This window comes from Pseudomonas juntendi (genome assembly GCF_009932375.1).
GTDB classification, from domain to species: domain Bacteria; phylum Pseudomonadota; class Gammaproteobacteria; order Pseudomonadales; family Pseudomonadaceae; genus Aquipseudomonas; species Aquipseudomonas juntendi.
Window position 1 is genome coordinate 20,641 of the sequence record NZ_BLJG01000115.1, and the last position, 20,640, is coordinate 41,280.

Here is a 20,640-nt window from a genome sequence, read left to right on the forward strand (position 1 = left end):
CCCAAATGGCAGCAGTAATGGTCGGCCAATTCCACGCCCGTGACGCCGAAGGCCGCATCTACCCCGTGCACGAGTTTCAGGAGTCGACCCTGCAACTTGACGGCAGCACACTGGGCGCCCCCATCACCACCTATCGCCTGGCCATCGGCGACAAGGTCAATTACCTGGGTGAAAACCGCTTCGAGCTGGCGCGCAGCGGTGTCGAGCTCATCCGCATTCCGTGAAGCAAGCCGTGGCGCATGGCCGGTGATGGATGACCGGCAGCAGCATGACTGCTAGCCACAATCAGCCGGCAGATGCCTCGGTCAGCACCTGCCACATCGAAGGCCCGCCTGCCGATTTGGCTATGGCTGCCAACCGCTCGGCATGCGCTTCCAGCTCTTGGGCATTGGCCATGATCACGCGCCCCGGCGCTCGCCCGGTGATCCGGCGGATTTCGCTACCGCCGCCAGCCTGCCCGTCACCCTCGGCATCCGCCCCATGACCGGCCAGCGACAGGCTGGTCTGGCCACCGGTCATCGCCAGGTAGACGTCGGCCAGCAGTTCCGAGTCGAGCAGTGCGCCGTGCAGCTCGCGACCTGAGTTGTCGATATCGTAGCGTTTGCACAGCGCATCGAGGCTGTTGCGCTGCCCCGGGTGGCGCGAACGCGCCAGCAGCAAGGTGTCGAGAACGGTGCAGTACTGGGACACGTCCGCGCGATGCTGCTGGCCCAGCAAGGCGAATTCGTTGTTGATGAAGCCTACGTCGAACGCCGCGTTGTGGATGACCAGCGTGGCGCCCTGGATGAACTCGAAGAATTCATCGGCTACATCGGCGAAGCGCGGCTTGCCGACCAGAAACGCGTCGGTGATGCCGTGGACGTTGATCGCCCCCTCGTCACTTTCGCGGTCCGGCTGTAGGTAGACATGGAAATGCCGCCCGGTCAGCCGCCGGCCGATCACCTCGACACAGCCGATTTCGATGATCCGGTGACCTTCGCCAACCGGCATACCCGTGGTCTCGGTATCGAGAATCACGTACCGTTTATCTTGCTGCTGCTCCACGCCGGGCGCTCCAACTTGCATCAGTTACAAAGCGGCGATTGTACCCCAGCTCAACGCTGGGCGCGCACCTCATCGACCCCACGGTTGGCCAACTGGTCGGCCCGTTCGTTGCCGGGGTGGCCGATGTGCCCGCGTACCCACTTCCAGGTGACCTTGTGGCGGTTGACCTGCTCATCGAGCAGTTGCCACAGGTCGGCGTTTTTTACCGGCTCCTTGGCCGCGGTTTTCCAGCCGCGCTTCTTCCAGTTGACCATCCACTCGTTGATGCCCTTCATCACATATTGCGAGTCGGTGGTCAGCACGACTTCGCATTCACGCTTGAGCGACATCAGCCCTTGGATCGCCGCCATCAGCTCCATGCGGTTGTTGGTGGTTTCACGTTCGCCGCCCCACAGTTCCTTCTCGACGCCCTTGTAGATCATCAGCACCCCCCAGCCACCTGGGCCAGGGTTGCCCTTGCAGGCACCATCGGTAAACATTTCGACGCTATCGCTCATGTACCACTCTTGAATTCAGTGCTTGTCAGTTTCAGGGTTGGCTGCCGTGCGGTTGACCTTGGCCAGCGGCAGCGGCAGCAGCTTGCCCATGGGCTCGCGACGCTGCTGACGCAGGGGCCGCAGCCCGACCACCATCTTGCGCGCCACCAGCAGGTAGACCCCACCACCGGCACCTTGCCAGCCGCCGGCCAGCCGCTCCCAGCCTTGCAGGCGCTGCTGCCAGGCCGGTGAGGCAAGCGGCGGACGATAGCACCCGAAGCGGCGTTTCTCCAGCGCGAAGCCCAGCAGGTTGAGCCAGTCGCCAACCCGCGACGGCGAGATGCAGCGCGCCTTGCGCAAGGCGCCATGGCTGAAGAAATGGCGCATGCCCCAACTGCTCCACGGGTTGATGCCCACGATCAGCAAGTGCCCGCCCGGGCGCACGGCACTGGCTGCCTCGCGCAGCAGGCCATGGGGCGACAGGCAGAAGTCCAGGCCATGCTGCAGCACCACCACGTCGGCAGCATGCTCGCTCAGCGGCCAGGCCTGTTCCTCGCAAACAATTTCAACCCCCGGCAACGGCGCACCAAGGCGCACATTGCGCTGCACCTGGGGTGCCTTGGGCGGCGCTTCGGCGCAGGGCCCGTAATGCACCAGGTAACCGCCAAAAAAGCGCCCCAGCTCTTCTTCCAGCAGTTGGTCTTCTTCCTTGAGCATCAGCTGGCCGAGTGGGCCATTGAACCACTCACGGGCCAGGCTGATCAGCTCGACCCAGTCCGGATCGGCCTGGGCAAAGGCTTGGTCGGTCATTGCGCTCTCCCTCGAAGGTTCTCCCGCCGCGCCATCGCGGCTAAGATGCCTTCATGTGCCACGCTAGGTGAATCGGATCCGCACCATGATACAGATCGATGCTCTTCCCGCTTTCTCCGACAACTACATCTGGTTGTTACAGGATACTGCCAAACGCCGTTGTGCGGTGGTCGACCCCGGCGACGCCGGCCCGGTGGAGCGCTGGCTGGCCGCCAACCCCGGCTGGGCGCTGAGCGACATCCTCATTACCCACCACCACAACGACCACGTCGGCGGCGTGGCAAGGCTCAAGCAACTGACCGGCGCACGGGTCTGTGGCCCGGCCAACGAGCAGATTCCTTGCCGTGACCTGGCGCTGGACGAGGGCGCCGAGGTCGAAGTACTGGGCGTGGTGTTCCAGGTGCTGGCGGTGCCCGGCCACACCCTGGGCCATATCGCTTTCTTCAGTGACCAGCCGGCAACCCCGCTCCTGTTCAGCGGCGATACCCTGTTCGCGGCCGGTTGCGGGCGCATGTTCGAGGGCACGCCCGAGCAGATGCAACCTGCCCTGGCCCGCCTGGCGGCCCTGCCCGAGCACACCCAGGTGTACTGCGCCCACGAATACACGCTTGCAAACCTGCGCTTCGCCAAGGCCGTCGAGCCCGACAACCGGCACGTGCAGCAGCGCTTCGACGAGGTGACCCGGTTGCGCGCCGACCAGCGCATCACATTGCCGTCGACGATTGGCCTGGAGCGCCTGACCAACCCTTTTTTGCGCACCTCTGAAACATTAGTTAAACAAAAAGCAGACGAATGGAAGGGACATTCAAACGCTACGCATGTCGCTGTTTTTGCTGCCTTGAGGTCTTGGAAAGACACCTTCTGATAACCGCAAGATATATCGCAACCTGTGTTCAACGGTTGACCCGGCCCGGAGCGGTTTCTAGAATCGCCGAAATTTTTTGCCCGGATACCTGTCTCAGCCGATGTCTTCCCGTAGCCGCAGAACCTCTCATTCAGTCGCCCTGACGCGCCTGGCCCAAATCAGTGCGCTGGCTCTGGCCGCCACTCTGGTGGGTTGCCAGAGCACCCGTCAGCTCGACGAATCCGATAGCGTTCGCGCGCACAACTACCAGGCGCGGATCAAGCACAAGCCCGCGCCGCTGCTGGTCAAGCCGGCCGAGCAGGCGCCACAGGACGTGTGGGAGCGCATGCGCCAGGGCTTTGCCCTGCAGGACAGCATCGACGTCAACCCGCGCATCGAGCAGCAGCGCCTGTGGTTCGCCAGCAACCCCACCTTCATCGAAAGCGCCGGCGAGCGCGGCAGCCTGTACCTACACTACATCGTCGAGCGCCTCGAGGAGCGTGACATGCCCCTGGAGCTGGCGCTGCTGCCAGCCATCGAAAGCGCCTACAACCCGATGGCGTATTCGCGGGCCAGCGCCGCAGGCATGTGGCAGTTCATGCCGGCAACCGGTCGCCACTTCAACCTGCGCCAGACCAATTTTTATGACGGCCGCCGCGACATCACCGCCTCGACCAATGCCGCGCTGGACTACCTGACCCGCCTGCATGACATGTTCAACGGCGACTGGCTGCTGGCCCTGGCCGCCTACAACGCCGGCGAAGGCACGGTCAGCCGCGCCATCGAACGTAACGAGCGCCTGGGCCTGCCAACCGACTACTGGAACCTGCCGCTGCCCCAGGAAACCCGCGACTACGTGCCCAAGCTGCTGGCCCTGTCGCAAGTGGTGCTTACCCCTGAAGCCTACGGCGTGAACCTGAACCCGATCGCCAACGAACCCTACTTCGAAGCCGTGGCCATCAATGATCGGCTCGACCTGTCGCGGGTGGCGGCCTTTGCCAACATCGACGAAGACGAGCTGATCCAGCTCAACCCCGCCTTCAAGAAACGCATGACCGTGGACGGGCCCAAGCAATTGCTGGTGCCGACCGCCAAGGCACAATTGCTGAGCAACAGCCTGTCCAACCTCAACCCCGAGCAGCTGGTCGCCCTGCAACCGAACAAGGCCGTGTTCGCCCGTGCCGTGGCCGAAACCAGGGCACCGGCGGCTGCACGCAGCTACCGGGTCAAGCGTGGCGACAACCTGGGCGCCATTGCCAAGGCCAACCGCGTATCGATCAAGGACATCAAGCGCTGGAACCGCCTGTCCGGCAACAACCTCCGCGCTGGCCAGGTCCTGGCCCTGCGCGGCGGCAACGCCCCGAGCGCCGCCGGCAATCGCGTAGCGGCGTCGGCGCAGCGCTCTACCCAGTACAAGGTGCGCAAGGGTGACTCGCTGTACCTGGTGGCCAAGCGCTTCAACGTGGAAATGAAGCACCTCAAGCGCTGGAACCCGCGCAGCGGTCATGCCCTCAAGCCCGGGCAGACCCTGACCGTCTACGTCGGGCATTGAAAGTCGCAAGCTGCAAGCTGCAAGCTGCAAGTTGCAAGTTGCAAGCAGCAAGAAAAAAGCAATGCGCGTACACCGCCGCTTTTTCTTGAAGCTTGAAGCTTGAAGCTTCAAGCTTGCAGCTCTCTTTTTCCCACCCCCCCAAGCTGTTACTGTACGCCGACAAAAGCCCAACGCCTCTGGATCGGATGCCGACTTGATACGTCCCCTCCTGCTGTCAATCAGCCTGGCCTTGAGCTTTCCCGCAGTCGCGATGGTGAGCGAAAGCCACGGATACGCGCAGTTCGGCACGCTCAAGTACCCAGCCACGTTCACCCACTTCGACTGGGTCAACCCGCAAGCGCCCAAAGGCGGCACGTTGCGGGCGATGGCCTTTGGCACCTTCGACACCCTCAACCCCTATACCTTCAAGGGGTCGAGCCCGGTTACCACGCCCAACTTCCAGCAGTACGGTATCAGCGAGCTCAACGAGCCGCTGATGGTCGGTACCGGCCAATACGACCCGTCCGGCGACGAGCCCACCTCCAGCTACGGCCTCATCGCCCGCTCGGTGGAATACAGCGAGGACCGTAGCTGGGTGGTGTTCAACCTGCGCCCGGAAGCCCGCTGGCATGACGGCAAGCCGATCACCGCGGCAGACGTGGCCTTCTCCTACCGCACGCTGCTCAAGGACGGCCACCCGATCTACCGCACCAACCTGCAGGAGGTGCAGCGGGTCGACATCCTCGGCCCGCTGCGCATCCGCTTCGTGTTCAAGCGCGCTGGCAACCCACTGCTCATCCTGCGCCTGGGCGAGATGCCCGTGCTGCCCAAGCACTACTGGCAGCACCGTGACTTCAAGGCCACTACCTTCGAGCCGCCATTGGGCAGTGGCCCGTACCGCATCACCGAGGTGCAGCCGGGGCGCCGGCTGGTGTTCGAGCGCGTCAAGCGTTACTGGGGCAAGGACCTGGCCGTCAACCGAGGCAAGTACAACTTCGATCGCGTGGAGTACGAATTCTACCGTGATGCCACCGTGGCCTTCGAAGCGTTCAAGGCCGGTGAATTCGACATCTATATCGAACACCAGGCGAAGAACTGGGCCAACGGCTACAACTTCCCGGCCGTGCGCCGTGGCGAGGTGATCAAGGCGCAGATCCCGCACCGCATCCCCACGCAAACCCAGGGCCTGTTCATGAACAGCCGCCGGGCGACCTTCAGCGACCCGCGGGTACGCCAGGCACTGGGGCTGATGCTCGACTTCGAGTGGACCAACCGCGCCCTGTTCAGCAACGCCTACCGGCGCTCGACCAGCTACTACCCCAACAGTGAGTTCGCCGCCAGCGGTGTGCCCACCGGCAAGGAATGGCTGCTGCTGGCCCCATTCCGTGACCAGTTACCCGCCAAACTGTTCAGCGAACCGTACCAGGTCAGCCACACCGCCGGCCGTGGCGTCAGCCGCGAAACCTTGCGCCAGGCACTGGCCCTGCTCGCCGAGGCGGGGTGGAAGCTGAACGGCCAGCGCCTGGTCGACAGCAAAGGCCAGCAGTTGCGCATGGAGCTGTTGCTGGTAAACCCCAACCTTGAACGCATCCTGCAACCTTATGTCGAAAATCTGTCCAGCATCGGTATCGATGCGCGCTTGCGCACCGTGGACCGTGCCCAGTACAAACAACGCCTGGACCAGTTCGATTTCGACATGATTCTGATGACCCTCAATCAGACCCTGAGCCCCGGCCTGGAGCAGTGGTTGTACTTCCATTCGAGCCAGGCCGGCACCAAGGGCAGCAAGAACTATGCAGGGGTCAAGGACCCGGTGGTCGACCACCTGCTCGACACCCTGTTGGCCGCACGCACCCGCGACGACCAGGTGGCTGCCGCCCGCGCCCTGGACCGCGTCCTCTCATGGCAGTACTACATGATCCCCAACTGGTACCTGGACAACCATCGCCTGGCCTACCGCAACCGGTACGCCTTCGTCACCACACCGCCCTATACCCTTGGGCTGAACAGCTGGTGGATTAAGACTTCGGAGAAAGCCCAATGATGCCAACGCACCGCCTGCGCCGGCTGGCTGGCAGCCTGTTGCTCGCCTGCCTGAGCCTTCCCGCCCTGGCCGCACCGCAACATGCGCTCACCCTGTACGACGAGCCGCCCAAATACCCTGCCGACTTCAAGCACTTCGACTACGTGAACCCCGAGGCGCCCAAGGGTGGCACCTTCCGCCAGTCCAGTTTCGGCGGGTTCGACAGCCTCAACCCGTTCATCAACAAGGGCGTGCCGGCCGAAAACATCAGCATCATCTACGACACCCTGATGCGCCAGAGCCAGGACGAACCCTTCACCGAATATGGCCTGGTCGCCGGCAAGATCGAGAAAGCCCCGGACAACAGCTGGGTGCGCTTCTACCTGCGCCCCGAAGCACGTTTCCACGATGGCCACCCCATGCGTGCCGACGACGTGGTGTTTACCTTCAACGCCCTGATCAAGGATGGTGCGCCGCTGTATCGTCAGTACTATGCCGACGTCGCCGAGGTGGTCGCCGAAGACCCGTTGAAAGTGCTGTTCAAGTTCAAGCACCAGAACAACCGTGAGCTGCCGCTGATCCTCGGCCAGTTGCCGGTGCTGCCCAAGCACTGGTACGAAAACCGCGACTTCAACCGCGGCAACCTGGAAATTCCACTGGGCAGCGGCCCGTACAAGGTGGCCGAGGTCAAGGCCGGGCGCTCGGTGCGCTACGAGCGGGTCAAGGACTACTGGGCCAAGGACCTGCCGATCAACCGCGGGTTCTACAACTTCGATGTCATGACCTTCGACGCCTACCGTGACACTACCGTAGCCCTGCAAGCGCTCAAGGCCGGGGCGTTCGACTATGGCCTGGAAGTCAGCGCGAAAAACTGGGCCACCGCCTACGACGTGCCCGCCGTGCGCGAAGGCCGGCTGATCAAGGAAGAGCTGCCCAACGGCAACCCCACTGGCATGCAGGGCTTCATTTTCAACATCCGCCGGCCGGTATTCCAGGATGTGCGCGTACGCCACGCGTTGAGCCTGCTGCTGGACTACGAATGGACCAACAAGCAACTGTTCAACGGTGCCTACACCCGTACCGGCAGTTACTTCGAAAACTCGGAAATGGCCGCCCGTGGCTTGCCCAGCGCCAGCGAACTGAAGATCCTCGAGCCGCTGCGCGGCAAAGTACCCGACCAGGTGTTCACCGAGGCCTTCCACAACCCGGTCAGCGACGGCAGCGGCATGATCCGCGAGCAGCAGCGCCAGGCCTACAAGCTGCTGCAGGAGGCCGGCTGGAAAATCGTCGACGACAAGATGGTCGATGCCCAGGGCAAGCCGGTAAGCATCGAGTTCCTGCTGGCGCAGACCGAGTTCGAACGCATCCTGCTGCCGTTCAAGCGCAACCTGGCTGACCTGGGTATCGAGCTGAACATCCGCCGGGTCGATGTTTCGCAGTACATCACCCGCCTGCGCTCGCGCGATTTCGACATGATCGTCGGCGGCTATCCGCAGTCCAACTCGCCTGGCAACGAGCAGCGCGAATTCTGGTCCAGTGCCGCCGCCGACAACCCCGGCAGCCGCAACTTCATCGGCCTGCGCGACCCGGCCATCGACCAGCTGGTCGACCAGCTGATCAATGCCGACTCGCGCCAAAGCCTGATCGACCATTGCCGCGCCCTCGACCGGGTATTGCTGTGGGGCTATTACGTCATCCCCAACTGGCACATCAAGACCTGGCGGGTCGCCTACTGGAACCACATCGGGCACCCGAAAGTGTCGCCCAAGTACGACATCGGCATCGACACCTGGTGGATCAAGCCCGGGGTAAGCCCGGCCGTCAGCGCAGCTCCTGCGGACGAGGCCAACTGAGATGCTGGCCTACATCCTGCGCCGCCTGCTGCTGATCATCCCGACCCTGTTCGGCATCCTCATCATCAACTTCATCATCGTCCAGGCTGCCCCTGGTGGCCCGGTCGAACAGATGATCGCCAAGCTCGAAGGCTTCGAGGGCGCCACCAGCCGCATTGCCGGTGGCGGTGCCGAGGTGTCCGTGGCGGGCTCCAACTACCGTGGCGCCCAAGGCCTGGACCCGGCGCTGATCGCCGAAATCGAGCGCATGTACGGGTTCGACAAATCGCCGCCCGAACGCCTGTGGATCATGATCAAGAACTACGCCCGACTGGATTTCGGCGACAGCTTCTTCCGCGATGCCAAGGTCATCGACCTGATCATCGAAAAGATGCCGGTGTCGATCTCGCTGGGGCTGTGGAGCACCCTGATCATGTACCTGGTGTCGATCCCGCTGGGCATCGCCAAGGCGGTACGCCATGGCAGCCCCTTCGACGTGTGGACCAGTTCGGCGATCATCGTCGGCTATGCGATCCCCGCCTTCCTGTTCGCCATCCTGCTGATCGTGCTGTTCGCCGGCGGCAGCTACTTCGACTGGTTCCCGCTGCGCGGCCTCACCTCCAACAACTTCGATGAGCTGAGCACCACCGGCAAGGTGCTGGACTACTTCTGGCACCTGGTGCTGCCAATCACCGCGCTGGTCATCGGCAACTTCGCGACCATGACCCTGCTGACCAAGAACAGCTTCCTCGACGAAATCAACAAACAATACGTGGTGACCGCCAAGGCCAAAGGCCTGAGCCGGCCACGGGTGCTGTATGGCCATGTGTTCCGCAACGCCATGCTGCTGGTGATTGCCGGCTTCCCTTCGGCGTTCATCGGTATCTTCTTCACCGGCTCCCTGCTGATCGAGGTGATCTTCAGCCTCGACGGCCTGGGCCTGATGAGCTTCGAGGCGGCCATCAACCGCGACTACCCGGTGGTCTTCGGCACCCTGTTCATCTTCACCCTGCTGGGGCTGGTGGTGAAACTGATCGGCGACCTGACCTACACCCTGGTCGATCCACGCATCGACTTTGCCAGCCGGGAGCACTGACATGGCCTTGTCCCCCCTCAACCGACGGCGCTTCGAGCGCTTCAAGGCCAACCGCCGTGGCTGGTGGTCGCTGTGGCTGTTCCTGATCCTGTTCGGCCTCAGCCTGGGTGCCGAACTGATCGCCAACGACAAACCGATTGCCGTGCGCTACGACGGCCAGTGGTACTTCCCCGCCTTCAAGCGCTATCCGGAAACCACGTTCGGCGGCGAGTTCCCGCTGGAAGCCAACTACAAGAGCCCCTACATCCGCGAGCTGCTGGCCAAGAAAGACAGCTTCGTGCTGTGGGCGCCGATCCCGTTCAGCTACCAGAGCATCAACTACGACCTGCGTGTTCCGGCCCCGGCACCGCCCTCGGCGGACAACTGGCTAGGCACCGACGACCAAGGCCGCGATGTGCTGGCGCGGGTGATCTACGGCTTCCGCATATCGGTGCTGTTCGCCCTGACCCTGACCGTGGCCAGCTCCATCATCGGCGTCCTCGCGGGTGCCTTGCAGGGGTTTTATGGCGGTTGGGTCGACCTGGCCGGGCAACGCTTTCTGGAAATCTGGTCGGGGCTGCCGGTGCTGTACCTGCTGATCATTCTTGCCAGTTTCGTGCAGCCGAACTTCTGGTGGCTGCTGGGCATCATGTTGCTGTTTTCCTGGATGAGCCTGGTCGACGTGGTGCGCGCCGAGTTCCTGCGCGGCCGCAACCTGGAGTACGTGCGTGCCGCCCGAGCCCTGGGCATGCGCAACGGCGCAATCATGTACCGGCACATCCTGCCCAACGCCATGATCTCGACCATGACCTTCATGCCGTTCATTCTCACCGGCGCCATCGGTACCCTCACGGCCCTGGACTTCCTCGGCTTCGGCCTGCCCGCCGGTTCGCCCTCGCTGGGCGAGCTGGTGGCCCAGGGCAAGTCCAACCTGCAGGCACCCTGGCTGGGCATCAGCGCCTTTGCGGTGCTGGCGCTGATGCTGAGCCTGCTGGTATTCATCGGCGAATCCGCCCGCGACGCCTTCGACCCGAGGAAGTGACATGAGTGAACAGAACCTGATCGAAGTGCGCGACCTGGTCGTCGAGTTTGTAACCGGCGACCAAGTCAACCGGGTGGTCGATGGCATCAGTTTCGACATCCGCAAAGGCGAGACGCTGGCGCTGGTCGGTGAAAGCGGCTCGGGCAAGTCGGTGACTGCGCACTCGATCCTGCGCCTGCTGCCCTACCCCTTGGCCCAGCACCCCCGCGGCAGCATCCGCCATGAAGGCAAGGACTTGCTGCAGCAGAACGAAAAAACCCTGCAGCGCATTCGCGGCAACCGCATTGCGATGATCTTCCAGGAGCCGATGACGTCGCTGAACCCGCTGCACTGCATCGAAAAGCAGATCAATGAAATCCTTCTGCTGCACAAGGGCCTGACCGGCAAGCAAGCCACTGCGCGCACCCTGGAGCTGCTGGAAATGGTCGGCATCCCGGAGCCGCGCAAACGCCTCAAGGCCCTGCCCCACGAGCTGTCCGGCGGGCAACGCCAGCGGGTGATGATCGCCATGGCCCTGGCCAACGAGCCGGAACTGCTGATTGCCGACGAACCGACCACGGCGCTGGATGTGACCGTGCAGCTGAAAATTCTCGACCTGCTCAAGGAACTGCAGGCACGCCTGGGCATGGCGCTGCTGCTGATCAGCCATGACCTGAACCTGGTGCGGCGCATTGCCCACCGCGTGTGCGTGATGCAGCGCGGGCAGATTGTCGAGCAGGCAGACTGCGCGGCCCTGTTCAGCGCGCCGCAACACCCCTACACGCAGATGCTGATCAATGCCGAGCCCAGCGGGCTGCCGGCGCACAACCCGGTAGGCGCGCCGCTGCTGCAAGTCGATGAGCTCAAGGTCTGGTTCCCGATCAAGAAAGGCCTGCTGCGGCGTACTGTCGACCATGTCAAGGCGGTGAACGGGGTCAACTTCAGTTTGCCGCAGGGGCAAACGCTGGGCATCGTCGGGGAGTCCGGGTCGGGCAAGTCGACATTGGGCCTGGCGATCCTGCGGCTGATTTCCAGCCAGGGGGGTATCCGCTTCCATGGGCAAGACCTGCAGGGGATGAACCAGAAAGCCGTGCGCCCGTTACGGCGCGAGATGCAGGTGGTGTTCCAGGACCCCTTCGGCAGCCTCAGCCCACGCATGTGCGTGGCAGACATCGTTGGGGAAGGCTTGCGCATTCACGGTATCGGCAATGCCCAGGAGCAGGAGGCGGCCATCATTGCGGCGCTGGAAGAGGTAGGGCTCGACCCGGGCACCCGGCACCGCTACCCGCATGAGTTTTCGGGTGGGCAGCGCCAGCGCATTGCCATCGCCCGGGCGCTGGTGCTCAAGCCGGCGCTGATTCTGCTGGATGAGCCGACCTCGGCGCTGGACCGCACGGTGCAGCGCCAGGTGGTCGAGTTGCTGCGTAATCTGCAGCAAAAATACAACCTCACTTACCTGTTCATCAGCCATGACCTGGCGGTGGTCAGAGCACTGAGCCATCAGTTGATGGTGATCAAGCATGGGCAGGTGGTTGAACAGGGGGATGCGCAGGCAATCTTCCATGCCCCGCAACATCCGTATACCCGGCAGCTACTGGAGGCGGCGTTTCTGGAGGTGGAGCCTTCGTGAAGCCGCGCCCGGACAGTTTGCTGGGGTGATGCGAGCCTGGGCGGCGCGTTGCCCGCTGCCTGGCTACAGGTCTTCGCTCACCCGGCCAACGGCCGCCACCACTTGCCTGGCACCGGCCTGAATACCGCCTATGGCCGTACTCGCCTGGGTAACGAAATCCACCGCATTGGCCGCTTCCTGGCGGCTGCGCTCGACCTCGCTGACCGCCTGGTTGGCCAGCAGATGATTGTGCGCGACCACCGCATCGATCTCGGCCGTGGCGGTGCTGGTGCGCCCCGCCAGTTTGCGCACTTCATCGGCCACCACGGCGAAGCCCCGCCCCTGGTCGCCGGCGCGCGCAGCTTCGATCGCGGCATTCAGGGCCAGCAGGTTGGTCTGCGACGCAATGGCCCCAATGGTCTGCACGATCGTACTGATGACCGTGGACTGCTGGCCCAGGGCAGCAATGGTATCGCCAGCGCAGTGTAATTGGCTCGCCACGTTCTGCATGGCCTGCTGCATGCCCTGCATCACCGTGACACCATCGCTGGCACTGGCGTCCGTGCGCCGGGAAATGTCCAGCGCCATGTTGGCCGCCTGCCTTACCGCCTGTTCACGCTCGACCTGGGCGGTCACCACCGTGGCGAACTTGACCACTTTCACCAGCTTGCCACTGGCATCATGGACCGGGTTGTAGCTGGCCTCCAGCCAGATCTCGCGCCCTTGGCTGTCAATACGCCGGAATCGCCCGGTCACGTACCGGCCAGCATTGAGCGTGCGCCAGAACGCCGTGTACTCGGCACTGGCGGTTTCCTTGGCATCACAGAAAATTCGATGGTGCTGGCCGACCAGCTGCTCCAGGCGGTAGCCCATGGCGGCGAGAAACATCGGGTTGGCAGCTTGCACCCTGCCGTCCAGGCCAAACTGGATCATCGCCGTGGAACGCAGCAAGGCCTCGAGCAACGCCTGGCTTTCCAGCCCAGGCGCGGCCAGCCACTGTTGCAGGGGCATGCCCACGACATTGCCCGGCGCGGCGCCGAGTGCCTGGGCAAAACCCGCGGTGCACTCCGCGATACGGTTCTGCCCGTCCAGACGCAGCATGGCACCCTGCTCGAGTTCGGCCAGCCGCTGACGCAGTTGCACGAGCTCGGTCTGTTGCGCTGCCAGTGCAGTTTTGAGGTGGCGATTAAACATCAATAAGACCTGCGATGTTATGCATCATGATGGGAAGTCAGACAACAGACACTTTCTGTTGAGTGTCGTGAAACCACTCCTTGAAAACGGCTACAGGCATCGGTCTGGCGATGAAATAGCCCTGCGCTTCAACACAGCCCCAGGCGCAGGCCTGGACCAGCTGTTCGGCGGTTTCGATCCCTTCGGCGGCCACCTGATAACCGAGTTCGTTGGCCAGCCCTACCACCGACTGCACCAGCAATGCTTCACGCGTACCCGAAGCGGCACGGTGCACCAGCGACCTGTCGAGCTTGACGATGCTGGCGGGGATTTGCGTCAGGTAAACCCAGTTGCTGTAGCCCGTGCCGAAGTCATCGATGGCAATGGCGATGCCTGCCTGGTGCGCACGCAGCAGTTGCTGCAGCACTTCTTCGGGCTGTTCGATCAAGACACTCTCGGTGAATTCGAGCTGTACCCGCTGCGGCTCGATGGCCTGGGCCTGCAAGCTGTGCAGCAGTGCATCCATGAACCCTGCGCTTTCCAGGTCGCGCGCGGTGACGTTGAAGCTGAGACTGAAATCCAGGTCCCGGGTACAGGCCAGCACCCGCAAGGCTGCGCGCATCACCCAAAGGCTGAGGCTGGCCATAAGCGCCGTTTTTTCAGCCAAAGGGATGAACTCCGCCGGGGCGACATCGCCCAGTAACGGGTGGCGCCAACGCAGCAAGGCTTCGGCAGAACAGCATCGGCCCGAAGGCAGCTCGATCCGCGGTTGCAGGTGCAGGCTCAGTTCATCGTCGCTCTGCAGCGCCTGGGCCAACGACGCCAGCAACAGAAACGCACGGCGTTGCGCAGCGTCCACGTCCGGCTCGTACCACCCATGCCGGCCAGGCCTGCGCCGCGCGGTATCCGCTGCCGCGACTGCCCGGCGCATCCACTCCATGCCGTCACGGTCTTCGCACTGCTGCGTGATGGGGGCGATGCCGATACCGGCGTCCAGCAACACCGGAATCTGGTGGCATTGCGCAGGCGCCTGCAGGGCGTCGACAATCCGCTCGCACAAAGGCTGTACGTCGGCTGCGTCTTCCAGCAGCACACCGAAGCGGGTCGGGCTGATCTTGTACAACGACAAGCCGTTATCCAGCTGGCTGGCGATGCGCGCCTTGGCCTGCAACGTCAGGTCGTGGGCGAAGTTGTAACCCAGGCCGCGGATGATATCGCTGAGGGCCTCGGCGGCCATGATGTCCACCGCCAACAGGGTCAGCGACTTACCCCGGTCCAGGCCCGCCACCACATCACACTCGAGCTTCAGGCGGTTGAACAGGCCGGTGGCCTGGTCGTGAAAATTGTTGCGGCGCATGCCGGCGATGATGTGCATGGCCATTTCGCTGAAGCACGTCAGCATCGACCGTTGCGCCTCATCCAGGGCGGGCCGTGGTGCAGTATCGATGATGCAGAAGCTGCCGATGGCCACCTGGCTGTCTACCAGCAGCGGGGCCCCGCAGTAATAACGAATGCCAGGCTCACCCGTGACCAGAGGGTTGTCGGCAAAGCGCGGGTCCAGGGCAGCGTCCAGCACTTCCAGTGGCTGTGCCTGGAGAATGGTGTGGGCACAGAATGAAACATCCCGGGGGGTGGCATCAGCGGCCAGCCCGCCCTTGGCCATGAACCATTGCTCACACTCCCCTACGATCGAAACCAGGCAGATCGGCATGGAAAAGTAGCGGCGGGCCATCTCGACCAGCGCAGTCAGTTCGCTGCTCTGCGGCTGATGCAGTACGCACCATTCGGCGATCTTCGCCAAACGGTCGGGTTCATTGGGCGGAACGGGGGCAACTTTCATGGCATCTCACCTGTCCCACGCGGACCCAAGCATAGAGTAATAGCACTACGCTACATCAATACTTGTACAGAGAGAAATTTTTGTACAACTTTTCGCATTAAATTTCGACAGACGGTGATGCAACATCACCTGCCTAGTAAGAGATCGGCCCACGAAGGAAGTTCACCAACCCCCGGTTTCACGGGCACACACGTACCGTTTCAGTGTGTAACAGCCACTGCACCAGTCATCAGAAAATCTGATGACGATCGTCTTTAGTCATCAGCTAGGTAGGGCATAAAGTCGCTCCGTCCACCCGCCTCAACGGTAGAGCCCATGCCCAGTCACCCCCAAACTGCCTCCCCTGCCCTCCACGCGCTGGTCCAGCGTTCCAGCTTGCCAGGCCCTGTGCTCAGCGCCCCCCAGGCGCAAGGCCTGCTGCAGGCCCACTACGGCCTCACCGGTGAGTTGTCGGCCTTGGGCAGCCAGCAGGACCTGAACCTGCGTGTGGTCGCGCCGCAAGGCAGCTTCGTGCTCAAGGCATGCCATGGCAGCTACGCCCAGGTCGAACTGGAGGCCCAGCATGCGGCCCTCGCCTACCTGCGCGAGCATGGCCTGCCCGTGCCAGGCGTGCGCCCGGCACTCAGTGGCGAAGCCTTGCTGGCCCTGGACGTCGCAGACCAGCCATTGCGGGTCCGCCTGCTGGAATACATCGAGGGGCAACCGCTGACGCGCCTTGCCCACCTCCCGGCGCAACTGATGGCCGAACTGGGCGGGCTTTGCGCAAAGCTTGATCGGGCCTTGGCCGGTTTCGACCACCCTGGCCTCGAGCGCACCCTGCAATGGGACCCCAAGCATGCGCAAACGCTGATAGAGCACCTGCTCCCTGTGCTGCACGATGCCGACCAGCGCCGCCGCATCACACAGGCCACCGCGGTCGCTGCCCACCACCTGGCACCCCTGATCGGCAGCCTGCCAAGCCAAGCCGTGCACCTGGACATCACCGACGACAACACCGTGTGGGCGCGCGACGACCAGCGCCAATGGCAATTGCGAGGGCTGATCGACTTCGGCGACCTGCTACGTACCTGGCGCATCGCCGACCTGTCGGTAACCTGTGCGGCGCTGCTGCACCACGCCGAAGGCGACCCGCTGCGGATCCTCCCGGCGATCAGCGCCTATCAGGCCCACAACCCACTCACGGAGGCAGAGCTACGGGCCTTGTGGCCACTGGTGCTGAACCGCGCCGCAGTACTGGTGCTGAGCAGCGCACAGCAGTTGGCGGTGGACCCAGGCAACCAGTACACCCGCGACAATGTCGCCCATGAGTGGGAAATTTTCGACACCGCCACCGCCGTGCCCTTCGCCTTGATGCAGGCAGCGATCCTGCGGGCTGCGGGGTTGCCGGTCGCCACGCCAGACATGAGCGGCTGCGCGCCGCTGCTTCCCGAACTGCATGGGCAGGCGGTGCACCGGCTCGACCTCGGCGTGCTCAGTGCGCACTATGAGGCGGGCAACTGGGAGCAACCTGGCTTCGACCAGCACCTGCTCACCCGGCAACCTGCCCCTGCCTGCACCCTGTACGGGCAGTATCGACTGTCGCAAACCCATATCGACCGCGCCGCAGAACCGGCCACTTGCGCCCTCGGCGTTGAACTGCATGTGCCGCACGCAAGCCTGCTCCAGGCACCGGCGGCAGGCACCTGGCAGCGCCATGGCGATGCTGGCGGTTGCCTGCGTACTGCGCACTGGGCCCTGTGGCTACAGGGGCTGCAGGATGCGCCAGCCGATGGCCAGGCCGTGGCCCAGGGCCAGGCGCTGGGCCGTAGTTGCGGCGTGCTTCGCGTACAAGTGTGCCTGGGCACCGACACCCAGCCACCGTTCTTCGCCCCCCCGTCCCATGCCGATGCCTGGCTGGCCCTGTGCCCTTCTCCCGCGCCGCTGCTGGGCCTGGACTGCGATGCCGAGCCACTGCCTGACCCACAGGCCCTGTTGGCGCGTCGCGACGCCAGCTTCGCGCGCTCGCAGAAACACTACTACGCGCAGCCACCCCACATCGAACGTGGCTGGCGCAACTACCTGTTCGACATGCAAGGCCGCGCTTACCTCGACATGCTCAACAACGTTGCGGTACTGGGCCATGGCCACCCGCGCATGGTCGCCGAGTCGGCGCGGCAGTGGTCGTTGCTCAATACCAACTCGCGCTTTCACTACGCGGCCGTCACCGAATTCTCCGAGCGTTTGCTGAAGCTGGTACCCGAAGGTTTCGACCGGGTTTTCATGGTCAACAGCGGTACCGAAGCCAACGACCTGGCGATACGGCTGGCCTGGGCCTACAGCGGCGGGCGCGACCTGCTCAGCGTGCTGGAGGCCTACCACGGCTGGTCGGTGGCCACCGATGCCATCTCCACGTCGATCGCCGACAACCCGCAAGCGTTGCACACCCGCCCGGACTGGGTGCACCCGGTCGAGGCGCCGAATACCTTCCGCGGCCGCTACCGTGGCGCCGACTGCGCAGCAGACTACCTGCGCGATGTCGACGCCAAGCTGGCCGACCTCGATGCCCGCGGCCGACAGCTGGCCGGCATCATCTGCGAACCGGTGTACGGCAATGCCGGTGGCATCGCGCTGCCAGCGGGCTACCTGCGCGAGGCCTATGCCAAGGTCCGGGCCAGGGGCGGCGTGTGCATCGCCGACGAGGTGCAAGTCGGTTATGGCCGCCTGGGTGAATACTTCTGGGGCTTCGAGCAGCAAGGCGTGGTGCCCGACATCATCACCATGGCCAAGGGCATGGGTAACGGCCAGCCGCTGGGGGTGGTCATTACCCGCCGCGACATTGCCGAAGCACTGGAGGCCGAGGGTTATTTCTTCTCGTCTGCCGGTGGCAGCCCGGTCAGTTGCCGCATTGGCATGGCAGTACTGGACGTGATGCAGGAAGAAGGCCTGTGGGACAACGCCCGCGACACCGGGCGCTACTTCAAGGCGCGCCTGCAGGCGCTGGTCGACAAGCACCCGCTGGCCGGCGCCGCGCATGGCTCGGGCTTCTACCTGGGCCTGGAACTGGTGCGTGACCGCGAAACACTAGAGCCCGCGACGCAGGAAACCCAGCTGCTCTGCGACAGGCTGCGGGAATTGGGCATCTTCATGCAACCCACAGGGGATCACCTGAACATTCTCAAGATCAAGCCGCCAATGTGCACCAGCCGGGCCAGCGTGGATTACTTTGTCGACAGCATCGACCGGGTGCTGGGTGAAGGCCTGTAGCGGCTCACCTTCTGCCAGATCGAGCGCCGCGCGAGCGGCGCTTCGCGGATAAACCCCGCGCCCAACCGGCGGCCCTTTGTCGGGCGAGCACAAGCGCACCAACATGGCGCATGCCCTCCATAGCGCCACAAAAAGGCGCGGCATCAGCACGCAATTACCCACCCCGCTTCATGCTTGTTCACATCCACTCACAAACGCCAACGTTTGCGTCTAGCCCGCGTGCTCTCAAATGTGACCGGTGGGTCACCTTTTCTGCCTTTTCTCTCCTACACTCGGTTTTCGGCCCGCGATTTGCTCAATGGAAGAGTGACGAAAATAAGTCGAACTTTACGGAACGCGGGCAGGTCAGGAACTAAGTAGGCCAAACGCAACGGGATCTCCCAGCTTCGGCCACCACCCCTACCCGCTCAAACGCCTTCGGCCGGAACGCCGGGAGCGCGGTGCCTGTGCGCACGACCTTGGGGCATGGAAAGCAGTACGTATTCAGCAAGCAGAGAGAATTAGCACGAAACAACGCCACGGGTGCCAGCACCCGGCAAGCATAGGGACGGAGAGAAGTATGATCAGTGCCGCTGTCGAGCCACACGTAAACACGTTCACCACCGAGAAGCGCGAACCGCTCACCCCGGATTTCGCCACGACAGCCAAGGCACCCGGCGCCCAGCGCCAGCACAACCCCAACAAGCGCAAGATTCTGTTCGTGACCTCGGAAATCGCCGACCTGGTCAAGACGGGCGGCCTGGGTGACGTGTCTGCAGCCCTGCCGCGCGCCCTGGCGCACCTGCACGATGTTCGGGTGTTGATCCCGGGCTACCCGCAGGTGGTCGAAAGCGACAACCCGATCCATATCGTCGGCGAACTGGGCGGCCACGCAGCCCTGCCGCCATGCAAGATCGGCCGCATGGACATGCCCGACGGCCTGGTCATCTATGTGCTCATCTGCCCCGAACTGTACCAGCGCGACGGCACCCCCTACGGCGCCAACAACGGTCGCGACTGGCCAGACAACCACATCCGTTTCGCTCGCCTGGGCCTGGCCGCGGCGGAAATCGCAGCCGGCGAAGGCATGATCCACTGGAAGCCCGAAGTGGTGCATGCGCATGACTGGCCTGCCGGCCTGGCGCCAGCCTACATGCACTGGCGCGGCCTCAACACGCCAACCCTGTTCACCATCCACAACCTGGCCTACCAAGGTGTGTACAGCCGTGGTTGCAGCCCCGAACTGGCCATCCCGGAACACGCCATGCAGCAGGAAGGCATGGAGTTCTACGGCAAGCTGTCGTTCCTCAAGGCCGGCCTTGCCTACTCCAGCCACATCACCACGGTCAGCGCCACCTATGCCCGGGAAATCACCACCCCGGAATTCGGCTGCGGCCTGGATGGTTTCCTCGCCAGCAAAGCCCAGCAAGGCCTGCTTGGCGGCATACCCAACGGTATCGACGAAAGCTGGGACTCGGCCACCGACAAGCACCTGCAGCACAACTTCAGCATCAATGACTGGGAAGGCAAGGCACGCAATACCCACGAAGTACGCCAACTGTTCGGCCTGGACGACTCCGACGGCCCACTGTTCGCAGTGGTTTCGCGCCTGGTTTACCAGAAAGGCCTGGACCTGACCTTGGGCGTGGCCGACTACATCGTCGAACAAGGCGGGCAGATCGCGATCATCGGCCGTGGCGAGCCCGAGGAAGAACAGGCCATGCGCGAACTGGCGCTGCGCCACCCAGGCCGTATCGGGGTACGCATCGGCTTCAACGAAACCGACGCCCGGCGCATGTTCGCCGGCAGTGATTTCCTGCTGATGCCCTCGCGCTACGAGCCCTGCGGGCTCAGCCAGATGTATGCCCAGCGCTTTGGCTCCCTGCCAGTGGCGCGCAATACCGGCGGCCTGGCTGACACCATCGAGTGCGGGGTCACGGGCTTCCTGTTCAACGAGTCGACCGTCGACAGCTACCGCGAAGCGCTTGGCCGCGCCTTCTATGTTTATGGCAAGAAGGACCTGCTCAACGCCATGCGCTGCCTGTCGATGACCCAGCCGTTCAACTGGTGCCAGGCGGTGGAACCCTACGCCCGGCTGTACGAAGACCTGGTCAAGCAAGCACAACTGAGCCACTACTGA

At 63.6% G+C, this 20,640-nt stretch carries 15 protein-coding genes and 1 pseudogene; 10 read left to right on the forward strand and 6 right to left on the reverse strand.

The genetic code is table 11. The features are described from left to right. Positions 1 to 5 precede the first annotated feature (5 nt). Positions 6 to 224, forward strand: coding sequence for a hypothetical protein (locus GYA94_RS16270; protein ID WP_009686408.1), 219 nt, complete (start codon positions 6 to 8; stop codon positions 222 to 224). 61 nt (positions 225 to 285) lie between these two features. Here the strand turns inward: GYA94_RS16270 and dnaQ are convergent, their stop codons facing one another. The 3 genes from dnaQ to GYA94_RS16285 are packed head-to-tail and all read right to left on the reverse strand — an operon-like array spanning position 286 to position 2,330. Beyond that, the gene (dnaQ, locus tag GYA94_RS16275) at positions 286 to 1,044 is read right to left on the reverse strand and encodes a DNA polymerase III subunit epsilon (protein WP_110676786.1); all 759 of its coding nucleotides are present in this window, start codon (positions 1,042 to 1,044) and stop codon (positions 286 to 288) included. 50 nt (positions 1,045 to 1,094) lie between these two features. Next, positions 1,095 to 1,541 carry a ribonuclease HI gene (gene rnhA / locus GYA94_RS16280; protein ID WP_029886642.1) on the reverse strand — a complete coding sequence of 149 codons (447 nt, stop codon included), beginning with the start codon at positions 1,539 to 1,541 and terminating at the stop codon, positions 1,095 to 1,097. A gap of 15 nt (positions 1,542 to 1,556) precedes the next feature. Beyond that, on the reverse strand, positions 1,557 to 2,330 hold the full coding sequence (locus GYA94_RS16285) for a class I SAM-dependent methyltransferase (RefSeq protein ID WP_161892709.1): 774 nt from the start codon (positions 2,328 to 2,330) through the stop codon (positions 1,557 to 1,559). 85 nt (positions 2,331 to 2,415) lie between these two features. Here GYA94_RS16285 and gloB point away from each other — a divergent pair, with 85 nt between their 5' ends. The 7 genes from gloB to GYA94_RS16320 all read left to right on the forward strand — a co-directional run bounded on the left by gloB (position 2,416) and on the right by GYA94_RS16320 (position 12,286). Beyond that, positions 2,416 to 3,195, forward strand: a complete 780-nt coding sequence (gene gloB, locus GYA94_RS16290; RefSeq protein WP_161892710.1) for a hydroxyacylglutathione hydrolase — start codon at positions 2,416 to 2,418, stop codon at positions 3,193 to 3,195. Between the two features lie 100 nt (positions 3,196 to 3,295). Beyond that, positions 3,296 to 4,726: a lytic transglycosylase domain-containing protein gene (locus GYA94_RS16295; protein ID WP_029886645.1), complete on the forward strand. Its 1,431-nt coding sequence runs from the start codon at positions 3,296 to 3,298 to the stop codon at positions 4,724 to 4,726. A 193-nt stretch (positions 4,727 to 4,919) separates the two neighbouring features. After that, positions 4,920 to 6,749 carry an extracellular solute-binding protein gene (locus tag GYA94_RS16300; RefSeq protein ID WP_212623502.1) on the forward strand — a complete coding sequence of 610 codons (1,830 nt, stop codon included), beginning with the start codon at positions 4,920 to 4,922 and terminating at the stop codon, positions 6,747 to 6,749. Then, positions 6,746 to 8,581 carry an extracellular solute-binding protein gene (locus GYA94_RS16305; protein WP_110676780.1) on the forward strand — a complete coding sequence of 612 codons (1,836 nt, stop codon included), beginning with the start codon at positions 6,746 to 6,748 and terminating at the stop codon, positions 8,579 to 8,581. The genes GYA94_RS16300 and GYA94_RS16305 overlap by 4 nt, the downstream gene beginning before the upstream one ends. Position 8,582: 1 nt before the next feature. Next, positions 8,583 to 9,656, forward strand: a complete 1,074-nt coding sequence (locus GYA94_RS16310; RefSeq protein ID WP_161892711.1) for a microcin C ABC transporter permease YejB — start codon at positions 8,583 to 8,585, stop codon at positions 9,654 to 9,656. Position 9,657: 1 nt separating this feature from the next. Next, positions 9,658 to 10,677 (forward strand): ABC transporter permease, encoded by a 1,020-nt coding sequence (locus tag GYA94_RS16315; RefSeq protein WP_029886648.1) that lies wholly within the window; start codon positions 9,658 to 9,660, stop codon positions 10,675 to 10,677. Between the two features lies 1 nt (position 10,678). Further along, on the forward strand, positions 10,679 to 12,286 hold the full coding sequence (locus GYA94_RS16320) for an ABC transporter ATP-binding protein (RefSeq protein ID WP_161892712.1): 1,608 nt from the start codon (positions 10,679 to 10,681) through the stop codon (positions 12,284 to 12,286). A 63-nt stretch (positions 12,287 to 12,349) separates the two neighbouring features. Here GYA94_RS16320 and GYA94_RS28740 read toward each other — a convergent pair whose 3' ends face one another. The 3 genes and pseudogenes from GYA94_RS28740 to GYA94_RS16330 form a co-directional block, all read right to left on the reverse strand. Further along, positions 12,350 to 12,853 carry a methyl-accepting chemotaxis protein gene (locus tag GYA94_RS28740; RefSeq protein WP_223809676.1) on the reverse strand — a complete coding sequence of 168 codons (504 nt, stop codon included), beginning with the start codon at positions 12,851 to 12,853 and terminating at the stop codon, positions 12,350 to 12,352. A 30-nt stretch (positions 12,854 to 12,883) separates the two neighbouring features. Beyond that, positions 12,884 to 13,459 (reverse strand): annotated as a pseudogene (locus tag GYA94_RS28745) (PAS domain-containing protein); the annotation flags it as partial. A 37-nt stretch (positions 13,460 to 13,496) separates the two neighbouring features. Next, positions 13,497 to 15,278 (reverse strand): sensor domain-containing diguanylate cyclase, encoded by a 1,782-nt coding sequence (locus tag GYA94_RS16330; RefSeq protein WP_161892713.1) that lies wholly within the window; start codon positions 15,276 to 15,278, stop codon positions 13,497 to 13,499. Between the two features lie 315 nt (positions 15,279 to 15,593). Between GYA94_RS16330 and GYA94_RS16335 the strand changes: the two genes are divergently transcribed. Beyond that, complete coding sequence (locus tag GYA94_RS16335; RefSeq protein WP_161892714.1) at positions 15,594 to 18,521, forward strand: aminotransferase; 2,928 nt, start codon at positions 15,594 to 15,596, stop codon at positions 18,519 to 18,521. Between the two features lie 559 nt (positions 18,522 to 19,080). Beyond that, positions 19,081 to 20,640 (forward strand): glycogen synthase GlgA, encoded by a 1,560-nt coding sequence (gene glgA / locus GYA94_RS16340; RefSeq protein ID WP_054912205.1) that lies wholly within the window; start codon positions 19,081 to 19,083, stop codon positions 20,638 to 20,640.

Coding starts and splice junctions, on each gene's coding strand:
- GYA94_RS16270 (WP_009686408.1), top strand. CDS start 6: ATGGCAGCAGTAATGGTCGGCCAATTCCACGCCCGTGACGCCGAAGGC.
- rnhA (WP_029886642.1), bottom strand. CDS start 1,541: ATGAGCGATAGCGTCGAAATGTTTACCGATGGTGCCTGCAAGGGCAAC.
- GYA94_RS16285 (WP_161892709.1), bottom strand. CDS start 2,330: ATGACCGACCAAGCCTTTGCCCAGGCCGATCCGGACTGGGTCGAGCTG.
- gloB (WP_161892710.1), top strand. CDS start 2,416: ATGATACAGATCGATGCTCTTCCCGCTTTCTCCGACAACTACATCTGG.
- GYA94_RS16295 (WP_029886645.1), top strand. CDS start 3,296: ATGTCTTCCCGTAGCCGCAGAACCTCTCATTCAGTCGCCCTGACGCGC.
- GYA94_RS16305 (WP_110676780.1), top strand. CDS start 6,746: ATGATGCCAACGCACCGCCTGCGCCGGCTGGCTGGCAGCCTGTTGCTC.
- GYA94_RS16310 (WP_161892711.1), top strand. CDS start 8,583: ATGCTGGCCTACATCCTGCGCCGCCTGCTGCTGATCATCCCGACCCTG.
- GYA94_RS16315 (WP_029886648.1), top strand. CDS start 9,658: ATGGCCTTGTCCCCCCTCAACCGACGGCGCTTCGAGCGCTTCAAGGCC.
- GYA94_RS16320 (WP_161892712.1), top strand. CDS start 10,679: ATGAGTGAACAGAACCTGATCGAAGTGCGCGACCTGGTCGTCGAGTTT.
- GYA94_RS28740 (WP_223809676.1), bottom strand. CDS start 12,853: ATGGCGCTGGACATTTCCCGGCGCACGGACGCCAGTGCCAGCGATGGT.
- GYA94_RS16330 (WP_161892713.1), bottom strand. CDS start 15,278: ATGAAAGTTGCCCCCGTTCCGCCCAATGAACCCGACCGTTTGGCGAAG.
- GYA94_RS16335 (WP_161892714.1), top strand. CDS start 15,594: ATGCCCAGTCACCCCCAAACTGCCTCCCCTGCCCTCCACGCGCTGGTC.
- glgA (WP_054912205.1), top strand. CDS start 19,081: ATGATCAGTGCCGCTGTCGAGCCACACGTAAACACGTTCACCACCGAG.